Raw genomic sequence first — 13,820 nt, 5'->3', positions numbered from 1 at the left:
TGAAGAGCTGTCTTTAAGGTCGGCTTCTATATCGCTGATCTCGTCTTCTACTTCATTTAGCTGATCTTTGGCATCAGCAATAAATTCTTTTTTTGTCTGCTCAATGTTATTGGCGGTAGTCTCCATAGTGCTCTCAGCTTCTTGCTGTGAACTACCTGAACATCCGGCAAACATTAAAAATGTAGCTGTCAGTACTAGTACAATCGCGTTCTTAATCATGTCTTGTTAATAATTTATTAGTGGTTGTATCCCTTCATAGTTTAAATACTGCCACATGTTCCGCGACTGACTCTCCTGTATAAAATTTATTTAGATTTATTCTACATAAGCTTTGACATGGCCTAAAACTCTTCTTAACTTAGAATTGATCTAAATAAACATAACAATCAAAAACACACCCTATATCCACGAAATGAAGATTAGCAAACTATTTGCCCTCGCATTCACTGTCCTATTCATGATCTCTTGTGATTCGAGTGACAAAACTGAAATCGATGTTCCTTCCACCTATGAATTCACCAGAAATAGCGAAAGCACTGTCTCATTTACGGGGCAAACAACCCGAATTCTAATGGCTTCTGAATTAGTAAGTGCCATGATGGATTTTGACAATTCTACCGAAGAGCTGCTTCTCCAAATGTACCGCAATCAGGATGCGAACGGAGGGGATGTAGATCCTTATTCCAATGCTGAATTAAATTCAGCAACTAAAAACGTTAAAAGCAAAGTTGCTGCTTCTACTGACTACTTTTCATCAAATACCGCTGTTAGTGCGGAGCTCAAAAATCAGTTTGAAGTCTGGATAAGCAATCAGATTGAGGAAGTTTTCCCAAATGAAAACACCGTTGCAGCTCCTGGTCAGCCGGGACAAATCGCTGACGGTTCCTCTACTCGCTATGTAAATGGAAAAGGTTTTGAGTACAACCAGCTCGCCGGAAAAAGCCTAATCGGTGCTTTAATGACGGATCAAATATTGAACAATTACCTGAGTACATCTGTCCTTGATGCAGGTACAAACCGAGAAGACAATACAAATGGCACCCTGGCTGACGGCTCAAATTATACTAATATGGAGCACAAATGGGATGAAGCCTATGGATATTTATTTGGACTTTCCAGCGACCCTTCTGATCCGCTTGCAACTTTGGGAGAAGATGATTTCTTAAACAAGTATTTGGGCCGTGTTGAAGGAGATGAAGACTTTGCTGGTATTGCTGAAGAAATTTTTGACGCTTTCAAACTTGGCCGGGCTGCAATCGTTGCGGGAGAATATGATGTCCGTGATGAACAAGCCCAGATAATCCGTGAAAAGCTCTCCATAGTAATAGCAGTTAGAGCCGTTTATTATTTACAATCTGCTAAAAATGTACTTGGTCAAGCTACACCTGATTACGGCGCAGCATTTCATGACCTATCCGAAGCTTATGGTTTCATCTTTAGCCTGCAGTTTACACGAGTTCCAAATTCAAGCAGTCCTTACCTCACCAAAACTGATGTTGACGGATTTCTTTCTCAGCTTGAGGCCGGAAATGGACTTTGGGATGTAACTCCTGAAACTTTGGATAATATTACGAATGATATTGCCTCTAAATTTGATTTCACTATTGAAGAAGCTGCTAACTAAAAACACATTTTAATTTACAGCTGGCAACATAATTCCGTTGCCAGCTTTTTTATTTAACCGATCTCACTATGTACAGAATAGCAATCATATTTTTAACTGCTTTAGTCATCTCTGGGTGTACAAATAATGGTCCTTCTGGCCCTGATGTGGATGATTTTGACCGCGAAGCGATACTAGTAAATTGGGCTGACAATATTATCATCCCCTCCTTTTCAAATTTAGCTGAGTCAACGGCATCCTTAAAAACAGATGCAGAATTATTTACTGAAAATCCTTCCCCACAGACGCTCGCTGATCTTAGAAGTTCATGGGAAAATGCATACCTAGGTTTTCAGCACGTTTCCATGTTTCAAATTAACAAAGCAATGGAAATTAGGTATCGGGATAACCTAAATATTTACCCGACTGACACCACGGAGATCAAAGAAAACATACAAACAGGAAGCTATAATTTGGCTTTACCTTCATTGAATAACAGCCAGGGTTTCCCGGCATTAGACTATTTATTGAACGGACTTGGTGACAATAACACCGAAATCCTCAGCTACTATACGACCAACCCCAATGCTGAAAACTACCAGACGTATTTAGTTGATCTCACTTCTCGAATTGATGTACTTACTAACGAAGTTTTGGCAAACTGGAATTCAGGTTATCGTGACGATTTTGTCAGCAATTCAGGAAATGGTGCTAACTCCTCCCTCGATATGATGGTGAACGACTACATTTACTATTACGAAAAACACCTTCGAGCAGGGAAAATCGGAATTCCGGCCGGAGTATTTTCTGGAAATAGTTTAAATGGCCATGTAGAAGCTTACTACAGCGACTCATTCTCTAAAGAACTTTTCACTACCGCTTTGAATGCTTCTCAGGACTTTTTTAATGGCAATTATTTTGAAGGGAATTCATCCGGAGAAAGCCTTAATTCATACCTCACTTACTTAAATGTTACAAGAGATGGGGAAAGTTTAGCTACGGTTATCAATAATCAATTTGATGCTGCGAGGGATGAGGCTGAAGGACTTAATGAAAACCTGGCTATGCAGGTTGAAGCCGACAACAGCAAGATGCTTGCCACCTATGACATGCTGCAAATGAATGTAGTTTACATGAAAGTGGATATGCTTCAGGCCTTGAATATTAATGTAGATTACGTTGACGCAGACGGCGATTAAAGCGTGAAATCCAGCACCATTGCCTCATATCTAAACACCCAAACTAACGCAGCTCCATTAGCTGTTTTCAGGATTCTTTTTGGTCTCTTGATGCTGATTAGTATCATCCGTTTTGCAGCAAATGGCTGGGTTGAAAAGCTATACATAGAACCTGATTTTTTCTTTTCCTATTACGGATTTGAATGGGTTCAGCCTTTGGGAGAGTGGACGTATCTGATATTTATCGTTTGTGGATTATCGGCTGCTTTTGTTTCCATCGGTTTTAAATACCGGATATCCATCATCACCTTTTTCCTGAGCTTTACCTATATCGAGCTCATGGATAAAACCACCTACCTCAACCACTATTACTTCATCAGCATACTTAGCTTTCTGATGATTTTTCTCCCCACTCACTCCTACTTTTCTGTTGATGCATGGAAAAACGAAACACTCAGAGCTCAGCAAATTCCAAAATGGTCTATTGACTCTATTAAGTTTCTACTCTTCATCGTTTACTTTTATGCGGGTTTAGCAAAGCTAAATTCTGACTGGCTAATTGAAGCAATGCCTTTACAGATTTGGCTTACCGCTAAATATTCTATTCCGCTACTTGGAGACTTGCTTCAACAAACCTGGGCTCATTACGCTTTCTCGTGGGCCGGAGCTTTATATGATTTAACGATTCCTTTTTTATTATTGATTCGGAAAACACGTGCTTTTGCTTTCTTTCTGGTGGTCGTCTTTCACATTTTAACCCGTGTACTATTTCCTATCGGGATGTTTCCTTACATCATGATTGTGAGTACTCTGATATTCTTTGATTCGGGCTTTCATAACAAAATACTTTCCACGGTTTCTAAATGGTTCAACATCAGCAAATCGATCTTTGATAATGGTCTGGATTATTCGTTTCCAAAAGCCTGGATTCGCAAAGCATCTTTGATCACAGTCTCTGCCTTTTTTGTGATTCAGTTATTGTTTCCTTTTCGATATATGCTTTATCCTGGAGAACTTTTTTGGACGGAAGAGGGCTATCGTTTTTCATGGCGGGTCATGCTTATGGAAAAAGCCGGATACACGAATTTCAAAGTTAAAGATCCTGATTCCGGGAATAGTTTCTACATAGATAACATGCAGTTCCTGACTCGCTTTCAGGAAAAACAGATGTCGACCCAGCCGGACTTCATACTCGAATACGCTCATTTTCTGGAAGACCACTATCAAAGAAAAGGAATAGAAGATCCCGAAATTTATGTTGATAGCTACGTCGCCCTCAACGGCAGATCAAGCCGGCGATATGTCAACCCAGACGTTGACTTGAGCGAAATTGAACCTTCACTAAAACACCGAACCTGGTTACTACCTTTTAACGATGAGATTAAAGGACTTTAGTCTGTTCCTATTTTTTGTTTTGATTGCAACCCCTTGCTGGGCCCAAATAACATTTTCCGGCTACATCACAGAGAAGGGAACCGGGGAACCTATCGAAGGAGTAGATATTTATAATAACGCCGCTGGCAAATCTTATGTGACCGATGAGAATGGATACTTTGAAATCAATGATCTGCCCTATGGCAACCTTGACCTCTTTTTCTTTAAGCTCGGGTACGAAATTATAAACCGCCGATTTGTTCCCGGATCCAATAACGCGAAAGTTCGGGTTGAACTTGAAAAGCTTTCCAGGGAAATGTCAGAAGTTGCTGTTATTGACCAAAGAGACAAAATATTTGCTATCAAGAGGCTTCGCGAAGTGGAAGGCACCTCCATTTTTGCCGGTAAGAAAAATGAAGTTATCTCGCTTGACCAAATGGTCGTTAACACCTCTTCAAATAATCCACGGCAAATATATTCTCAGGTTTCAGGGTTGAATATCTTTGAATCCAATGATGCGGGACTTCAGCTAAATATTGGCGGACGTGGTTTAGACCCAAACCGTTCATCAAACTTCAATATCCGTCAAAATGGCTACGACATCAGCGCTGACGTTTTGGGTTATCCGGAAAGCTACTACACTCCACCCGCAGAAGGGTTAAATGAAATTCAGGTGATTCGGGGGGCAGCCTCTCTGCAGTACGGAACTCAGTTTGGCGGTCTCGTCAATTTCAAAATGAAGAAACCAGTCAAAGACCGAAATATTGAAGTTTTAAGCAGACAATCGGTTGGCTCAAATGCGCTTTTCACCTCATTTAACAGCCTAAGCGGCACAACAGGAAAAGTTGGCTACTACGGATTTTATAACTACAAATCGGGGGACGGATTTCGACCCAATTCCGGCTTTGAATCAGACAACGTCTATTTATACACCGACTATCAAATTAGTGATAAAACTACGTTAGCTCTCGATTTCACCTATCTGAATTACACAGCTCAGCAGCCCGGCGGTTTAACCGATACTCAGTTTTACACGGATCCAACCTTCAGCAATCGTTCAAGGAACTGGTTCGAGGTTGACTGGAAACTGGCTTCCCTCAATTTCGAGCATGAATTTTCATTTAAAACGAAACTCAGTGTTTTGGTTTATGGACTGAATGCATCACGTAAATCTGTAGGCTTCCGAACCAATCGGGTTTCTCAGCAGGATGATGTAAGTGCACCTCGTGATTTGATACTTGGTGATTTCAATAATTGGGGGACTGAAGTCAGGCTTTTAAATCGTTATAAAATTGGCACCAAAAATGCTGTATTCCTGATTGGCTCTAAATGGTATCAGTCTAAGAATACTTCCATTCAAGGCCCCGGGTCAGCAAGTTCAGGAGCAGATTTCACCTTAGCCGATGAACAATTCCCGAACTACCCTAATCAATCCGACTTCACCTTTCCAAACAAAAATCTGGCTCTCTTTGGTGAAAACATCTTCTACCTGCAAGATAACTTTTCCATCACTCCCGGCTTCCGTTTTGAATACATAAACACACAAAGTGAGGGGAGTTTCAAGCGAGTCAATTTTGACCTTGCAGGCAATCCTATCCAAAACCAAACCTTTGAAGATGACCGTGATTTTGAACGTAACTTCATCTTGTTAGGAACGGGATTGAGTTACCTCCCCTCATCTACCACTGAGTTTTATGGCAACTTCTCGCAGAACTACCGGTCTGTCACTTTCAATGATATCCGCATTGTAAACCCAACTTTTCAGGTCGACCCAAACATTACAGATGAAAGCGGATTCACCAGCGATTTTGGAATTAGAGGCCGAATTGGTGAAGCTGTCTCTTATGATTTAGGAGGTTTTGGATTGCTGTATAACAACCGAATTGGAGAAGTGTTAAGAGCCGAAACCATAGTAAATGCGGACGGCAACGAGGAAGAAACCGGACGAGTAGTTCGCTACAGAGGAAACATTGGGCAAGCATTTATGTACGGTATCGAAAGTCTTTTTGAGCTAAACCTTTTCCCTCTTTTTGGAGAAGATAAACAAGATCTAAAACTAACCGTGTTCGCCAATACTGCTTTAACAAACTCTAAATATATGGACTCCAAAATTCCTGGTGTTGAAGGAAATGAAGTAGAATTTGTCCCCTTACTCAACTTCAAAACTGGGTTCAATTTTGGCTATAAAGATCTGCTGGGCTCCATACAGTATACCTATGTCTCAGATCAGTACACAGATGCCTCAAATGCAGAACAAAATGCTCGGGACAACCAAAGTGGCATTCGGGGAACCATTCCTGCTTACGATGTTCTCGACCTCTCTCTGTCTTGGTCTTATAAAAATTTATCTCTTGAAACCGGTATCAATAACGTGCTTGATTCCTGGTATTTTACCCGACGGGCAACCGGTTACCCCGGACCAGGAATCATCCCATCTCCCCCCCGAACATTTTATGCAACCCTTCAATTTAGAATCGGGAACTGATATCCTGTTGCCGGCCTGATTTCCAATTCACCGGATTCATTTCAATGTATTGCCGGATATTTTGTAATGATTTTTCATTACGGATGATGTGATCATAAAAACGAGATTGCCATGCAAATTCATAATTTTTTTGATTGCACCAGCGTGTAACCGCACCCTTGTATTGATTGCATATAACCGATAATGATTTCGATATTGGTTTACCAAATTCCCGACGATGATGTAGAATCACGCCATGGCGCGATTCTACATCATCGTTTTTGGATATATAAATACCATTTTCATCGGGGATAATTTGGATGATTCCGTGGACATGATTTGGCATTACCACGAATGCATCCAATTTCACATTGTCAAAATGAACGGGAATCTGATTCCAAAAATACCATGCTGCACATCCCTGTTCAGATAACCCTGTTACCCCATCCCGAATCTCCCCAAAATAATGATTCCGGTTTTTGGTACAGATCGTGATAAAATAAAACGCCGGGAACCGGTAATCCCAGCCATTCAACCGAATCGATTTTCTCCAATATTCCATGCCCATTAATTCTACTCAATTCAACAGCAAGAGCAATTTCAAACCTATTCCTTACAAATTATTTCGTGGGAGCCTTATCATATTTCCTTATCTTAAATCAAAAATTTTATAACTATACCTTCTCCGCAAATTTTATGAAATACCTCGTCACTGCTCTCGTACTTTTTATTTTTACTTCATGCACCTCTACTCCCGAAAAAACCCCCTATAACCCTGAAGCCGATACCTTGAAATACGCTCAGGAAGTTCACCTTCAGAATGTTCAACAGCTAACTTTTGGTAGTGATAATGCAGAGGCTTATTGGAGTTACGATAGTGAAAAATTGATTTTTCAATCCAATAATCCTGAGTGGGGTGTTGGTTGTGATCAGATTTTCTATATGGATATTTCTGAAAAAGAACCCGGCTTTGAGCCACCTATGATAAGTACCGGAAATGGCCGAACCACTTGTGCTTACTTCCTGCCTGGAGATTCTACTTTTGTTTACTCCTCCACACATGCCAATAATGTTGAATGCCCCGAAGCTCCAACTCCGGGAGCTTCTGGTGCCTACGTTTGGCCTATATATGAAGGCTACGATATCTATAAAGCTGATATGAATGGAAATATTATTGCTAAACTAACCGATACTCCCGGCTATGATGCCGAACCTACCGTATCTCCAAAAGGTGATAAAATTGTATTCACATCTACCCGAACAGGAGATCTTGAATTATTTATCATGGATACTGATGGCTCAAATGTCATTCAGATAACAGACGGACTTGGTTATGATGGCGGAGCGTTCTTTTCTCCGGATGGAACTCAACTCATATTCCGTGCTTCAAGACCGGAAACTCAGGAGGAAATCACCAAGTACAAATCTCTCTTAGAAGATGGTTTAGTAGAGCCTACTAACATGGAGTTGTTTATTGTGAATGTAGATGGAACCGGACTTCGACAAATTACAGATTTAGGAAACGCGAACTGGGCTCCCTACTTCCATCCTTCCGGAGAAAAAATTGTATTCTCATCAAACCACCAATCACAGCGGGGGTTTCCATTTAATATATTCATGATTAATGTAGATGGAACCGGACTTAAACAGGTCACCTTTGATGAAACATTTGACTCCTTCCCAATGTTTTCGCCGGATGGTGAAAAAATCGTGTTTTCATCTAACCGCAATAACGGTGGCGACCGCTCAACCAACGTGTTTGTTGCCGACTGGGTAGATTAGCCACTAACTACATACTTTTTTCTAAAGCCTGATTCTGATTTGAGTCGGGCTTTTTTCTTTGATAATAGCCCGTGATTAGTTACTATTTAGTAACCCCTGAATGATAGCGGGTACTTATGGTTCAAAAACTCAAAATAGCCTCTCTTCTTTTACTTGGGCTTCTGCCTCTTCTGAGTTGCTCAACCTCCAAAGAACTGCCCAGCCGAACTGAGTTTAAATTCACCTATCAGGATATCCCATTTGAAATTATTAGTATATCTGCCCCTACCGGTGAGGGCTACAACTATTTGGTGCAGTTAGTGCAGAACGAGTCTGTTTTTCGTTCAATGGATACCAATCAGGATGGATACATAGATTTGGTTCAATACGGAGAGTTTTCTTTAGAGGAAGCAAATGAAATCTATATTTATGGCATCCAAGAGGCCATGAACCAGCAAAAATTTAAAGCCCGAAATTCACAAAGGATATTCACTTTCGAAGACGATACCGCAAAATACACTCTTCAGACTTTTGGCAATTATAAAGATCTGCTCTACAACGAGTTTACAATTCTCCACTTTGAAACCGGACTCGAAGAAGTTTTTCAAGACCGTGATGCTGACGGTGATTTAGACACCGTCATTAACAGTGAACGCATCATCAGCGAAGTTCAAGAGACCTATCATCGAATAGTAGAGATCGGAAAAGAAGAAAAGAGGATCGAAATAATGTACGAGAAGACCGTAGTGCTCATCAAAAAACAAGAAAGGCCCTCCTAATTACTAGCGTCTTTTAATTCGGCTAATACCGTTGGTTTTACTTATACTCCCACCTGTTACTTTTATTCAACAAAGCCACTTATGAAGCTATCACTTTCCAATATTTCAAAAACGTACAAAAACGGGGTTAAAGCACTCGACGATGTTTCCATCGAAATCGAGTCAGGCATGTTTGGGCTACTCGGTCCAAACGGCGCCGGTAAATCCACCTTAATGAGAACCATCGCTACTTTGCAGGCTCCGGATACAGGCTCTGCTTTCTTAGATGATATTGACATCCTGAATGACAAAAATAGTCTCCGGAAAGTATTGGGATATTTGCCACAATCATTCGGAGTTTATCCGAACATGTCGGCCGAAGATCTGCTTCATTATTTTGCCCGTTTGAAGGGAATTGCAGACAAGAGTGAGAGAAATCAGATGGTGGATACAGCTCTTGAGGTTACTAACCTTATGGAAGTGAGACGAAAAAGTGTGGCCGGTTATTCCGGGGGAATGAAACAGCGCTTTGGGATTGCCCAACTCCTACTCAACGACCCTAAATTGATTATTGTAGATGAGCCTACCGCAGGACTTGATCCTTCAGAGCGCCATCGCTTTTTGAATGTACTTCGTGAAATTGGAACCAACCACATCGTGATTTTCTCCACCCATATTGTAGATGACGTGAAAGAGCTTTGCACCGACATGTCCATTATGAACGGGGGGAGAATCCTGAGTCACCACACGCCAAAAGAGGCAGTCAAAACTCTGGAAGGGAAGATCTGGACGAAAACAATCGAGCGGGATGATCTTGAAGCTAATGAAGCCACTTATAACATCATTTCTTCTAACTTCAATCAAGACAATACACTGAACATTCGGGTTTTAAACGACCAAAAACCGGATGACACTTTTGAGGCTAAAAGCCCCGAACTCGAAGACGTCTATTTCGTGACGCTTCGTGAAGATGAATCCGTTGTTTCAGAATAAGCCCTAAGCCCGATTACTATGTTCTTTACTATCTTTTCATTTGAGATTCGTTATTGGCTTCGCAAGCCATCTTTCTATGTCTATTCCGGCATCATGTTCTTGCTGTCATTATTTATCATGATAAGTGCAGCCGGACTTTTTGAAAGTCTTACGGTAAGCATGAATTCCCTCACTAAAGTGAATTCAGCCCTAGCTATTAATGGCATTTTAGGTGAAATGTCGGTGATCGTCTATTTCTTCCTGCCCGCTATTGTAGGCGGTACCATTTATCGGGATTACGATAGCGAGATGCATTCCGTTCTATATTCCTATCCGTTTAAAAAATGGGAATATCTACTCGCTAAATTTGCTTCCGGCCTCACTATTATCACGCTTGTTGTAGTAGCTTCAGCTTTGGGTATTCTTATCGGTTCAGTTTTTCCGGGCACCAATCCTGACTTGCTTGGACCTTTTGATATTGTGAATTACATACAGCCTTTTCTGTACTACATTATCCCGAACATGATCTTTTTCGGGGCTATTGTGTTTGCGGTGGTTACCTTCACACGTAACATCAATGTGGGTTTTATTACCATCCTGGCTCTTTTCCTTATCCAAATATTCGCCCAGAATTTAACTCAGGATTTAGACAACAAAATGCTGGCAGCCTTGCTTGATCCCTACGGAATGCAGGCCAACATGTATTATGCCGAATACTGGACCGTTTTTGAACAGAATGTCAATCCACTCCCTTGGGGTGAAATCATACTCTATAACCGCCTAATCTGGACCGGACTTGGGATTGCCATCTTTTCGCTGGTCTATTTCAAATTCAGTTTTAATCAAGAAGCATTTTCCTTCAACTTTTTCAAAAAGAATACTCCTGAAAGAGTTACCAAGAAAAACTTTGGCAGCATCCTTACGGTAACATTGCCTAAGGTGAATTTTGATTTTTCATGGATTCAGAACCTGAAATTAGCCTGGACGCTTTCAAACGTCGACCTCAAATATATTGTAAAAGGATGGGCGTTCATCATCATCTCCCTTGTGGGATTACTGATCTCGTTAAGTGTGATTTTACTGGGAGCTGAAATTTTTGGAACCGACACTCTCCCCGTCACCTGGCAAATGCTGCAGCTGCCGGGAACCTTTTTTAGCCTGTTCATCAACATCCTGACATTCCTTTACGCCGGAATGCTGATTCACAGGAGCCGGACAACCAACATGGACCAACTTGTTCATGTAACGGCAACGCCAAACTGGACCATTTTGCTTTCAAAGTTATTCGCTTTGATCAAGATGCAGATGATTCTGCTTTCTATCATCATGGTTGCAGGTGTTGGAGTACAGTTATTTAACGGATACTACAATATTGAAATTGGACTTTACCTGTTCGATCTCTACGCCATCACGCTGATACATGTCGTTATTTGGGGATTGCTCGCAGTGCTCTTTCACTCATTCTTTAAAAATTACTACATCGGATTTATTCTGCTTCTGCTTATCTCGATTGGGATTTCTTTCCTTGGCTCTATTGGCGTTGAGCAGGATGTCTTCCAATTCAATCAGGCTCCCGGAACTCCTTATTCTGACATGAATGGCTACGGGCATTTCCTGACTGAATATTACGTTTATAAAACGTACTGGCTGATGTTGGGAATTGCATTCTATGTACTCTCAATTATCTTGTTCCGACGAGGATTGCCGGGAAGTATCAAAGAGCGATTGCAAAATGCGAAGCGTGAATTCACCCCTGCTTTGAAAATAGTATTCTCTCTTTCACTTATAGCCTTTTTGGCAATCGGAAGCTGGATTTACTACGTGGATAATATCAAATACGAACGGCTTTCTTCCAAAGAACGAGAACAGCGAGCAGCTCAATGGGAGAAAAATTACGGGAAGTACAAAGACATCCCACAGCCCCGTATTACCTCATCCACCATCAATCTTGACATTTTTCCCGAAACAAGGGATTTCCAGGTTGCCGGTACATACATCCTGAAAAATAAAACGAATGTGCCTATCGACTCTATTCATATAGATCATAATAACTCTATAAGCTCATTCGGCTTTAGCAGACCGTTTGAATTGGTAATGGAAGACGATTCCATGAACTATCACATCTACGAGCTGGCTGAGCCACTTGTGCCCGGCGATACTTTGCTATTTACCTTCGCGATTTCAAATAAACCCAATGAAATCCTAAGAAATAATTCACCGATCCGTGAAAATGGGACTTTCATTAACAACACCATTTTTCCACGAATAGGATATCAAGAATCCGGTGAGCTATCCGGAAAAGATGCCCGTGAACGATATGACCTTCCACCTAAAGACCGCATGGCTCCTCCTACCGACAGCGTCGCACGGATGAATAACTACATCTCCAACGATGCAGACTGGATCGAGTTTGAAACCACCATTAGCACGAGTCCCGAACAAATTGCCATTGCTCCCGGATATCTACAAGAAGAGTGGGAAGAAGATGGCCGGCGTTATTTCCATTATAAAATGGATAGCACCATGATCAACTTTTACTCTTTCATTTCTGCTGAATTTGAAGTTGTGAAAGATACCTGGAATGATGTAGCTCTTGAGATCTACTACCACAAGGGGCACGAGTACAATCTGGACTATATGATGGAGGGGATTAAGAAGTCCCTGGATTATTATACAGAGGAATACAGCCCATACCAGCATCAGCAGGTACGCATTATTGAGTTTCCAAGAACAGGCGGAAGCTTCGCCCAATCTTTTGCGAATACCATTCCATATTCAGAAGCCATTGGCTTTATTGCTGAAGTTGATACTACCAATGATGAAGGCGTAAACTACCCCTTCAGTATCACCGCTCATGAAGTGGCTCACCAGTGGTGGGCACATCAGGTTATTGGGGCAAATGTACAGGGAGCCACCATGCTTTCTGAAAGTTTATCTGAATACAGCTCCCTTAAAGTTCTGGAGAAAGAACATGGGGTAAATCAGATGAGAACCTTCCTCAAAGATGCTCTCGACAGCTACCTGACAGGCCGGACTTTAGAGTCTCAAAAAGAACTTCCTCTCATTTATAATGAGAATCAGCAGTACATTCATTATAACAAAGGGTCTCTCGTTTTTTATGCACTGAGTGATTATATCGGGGAAGACAACCTGAATGCAGCCCTTAGCAGTTTCATCGATGAAGTGGCTTATCAGGAACCTCCTTACACCACATCGCTTGAACTACTTGGTTACCTGAAAGACGCTACACCTGATTCACTTCAGTATCTGATCAAAGATATGTTTGAGACTATTACTCTTTATGATAATCGTGTTGGAGACGCTACATATTCAGAGATAGATAGCAGCACGTATGAAGTGAACCTTACCCTTCAGGTTTCCAAATATCGAACCGGTGAGACCGGAAAGAGAACCTATAAAAATGAGGCGGGAGATAGTCTGGCAATAGAAATCGAAGACCGTCGACTTCCTGTTCAGTCTTTGCCGCTGCAGGACTGGGTTGATGTAGGCGTGTTCGGCACGGATTCAACCGGTCAAGAAACGGTGCTCTATTTCAAGAAGCATAAATTTACTGAAATCCTGAATGAGCTTACCATTACGGTTGATCAAGAACCAACTTCTGCAGGAATTGATCCTTATAACAAGCTCATTGATACCATTTCGAATGACAACAGGCGCCCCCCGACAAGAGAGGATTAAAATTCGTAAGG

General features: G+C 41.4%; 10 protein-coding genes. 8 read left to right on the top strand and 2 right to left on the bottom strand.

Features of this window, described 5'->3' with window-relative positions; genetic code table 11:
• Positions 1 to 219, bottom strand: a 219-nt coding sequence (locus tag CL667_15185; GenBank protein ID MAL19040.1) for a hypothetical protein, incomplete at its 3' end; no start/stop codon positions are given.
• Between the two features lie 193 nt (positions 220 to 412).
• Between CL667_15185 and CL667_15180 the strand changes: the two genes are divergently transcribed.
• From CL667_15180 to CL667_15165, 4 genes are all read left to right on the top strand, one after another.
• Entirely contained in the window at positions 413 to 1,624 is a 1,212-nt protein-coding gene (locus CL667_15180; protein ID MAL19039.1) for a DUF4856 domain-containing protein, read from the top strand.
• Between the two features lie 68 nt (positions 1,625 to 1,692).
• Positions 1,693 to 2,802 (top strand): peptidase M75 superfamily protein, encoded by a 1,110-nt coding sequence (locus tag CL667_15175; protein ID MAL19038.1) that lies wholly within the window; start codon positions 1,693 to 1,695, stop codon positions 2,800 to 2,802.
• Between the two features lie 3 nt (positions 2,803 to 2,805).
• Positions 2,806 to 4,176, top strand: a complete 1,371-nt coding sequence (locus CL667_15170; GenBank protein MAL19037.1) for an HTTM domain-containing protein — start codon at positions 2,806 to 2,808, stop codon at positions 4,174 to 4,176.
• Complete coding sequence (locus CL667_15165; protein MAL19036.1) at positions 4,157 to 6,640, top strand: TonB-dependent receptor; 2,484 nt, start codon at positions 4,157 to 4,159, stop codon at positions 6,638 to 6,640. Before CL667_15170 ends, CL667_15165 begins: the two co-directional genes overlap by 20 nt.
• On the opposite strand, the gene CL667_15160 is transcribed toward CL667_15165, so the two are convergent.
• Positions 6,624 to 7,187 carry a hypothetical protein gene (locus tag CL667_15160; GenBank protein MAL19035.1) on the bottom strand — a complete coding sequence of 188 codons (564 nt, stop codon included), beginning with the start codon at positions 7,185 to 7,187 and terminating at the stop codon, positions 6,624 to 6,626. The genes CL667_15165 and CL667_15160 overlap by 17 nt on opposite strands.
• Positions 7,188 to 7,315: 128 nt before the next feature.
• On the opposite strand from CL667_15160, the gene CL667_15155 reads away from it, so the two are divergent.
• From CL667_15155 to CL667_15140, 4 genes are all read left to right on the top strand, one after another.
• Complete coding sequence (locus CL667_15155; protein ID MAL19034.1) at positions 7,316 to 8,401, top strand: hypothetical protein; 1,086 nt, start codon at positions 7,316 to 7,318, stop codon at positions 8,399 to 8,401.
• A 116-nt stretch (positions 8,402 to 8,517) separates the two neighbouring features.
• On the top strand, positions 8,518 to 9,159 hold the full coding sequence (locus CL667_15150) for a hypothetical protein (protein ID MAL19033.1): 642 nt from the start codon (positions 8,518 to 8,520) through the stop codon (positions 9,157 to 9,159).
• Positions 9,160 to 9,240: 81 nt separating this feature from the next.
• A complete protein-coding gene (locus CL667_15145; GenBank protein ID MAL19032.1) occupies positions 9,241 to 10,131 on the top strand; it encodes a multidrug ABC transporter ATP-binding protein in 891 nt (296 codons plus the stop codon).
• An 18-nt stretch (positions 10,132 to 10,149) separates the two neighbouring features.
• Positions 10,150 to 13,809, top strand: coding sequence for a hypothetical protein (locus CL667_15140; protein ID MAL19031.1), 3,660 nt, complete (start codon positions 10,150 to 10,152; stop codon positions 13,807 to 13,809).
• The last annotated feature ends 11 nt before the right edge of the window (positions 13,810 to 13,820 follow it).

The organism is Balneola sp., from assembly GCA_002694685.1.
Classification (GTDB): domain Bacteria; phylum Bacteroidota; class Rhodothermia; order Balneolales; family Balneolaceae; genus Gracilimonas.
The sequence above is the reverse complement of the archived record's forward strand: the minus strand, read 5'-3'. Positions and strand labels throughout refer to the sequence as shown.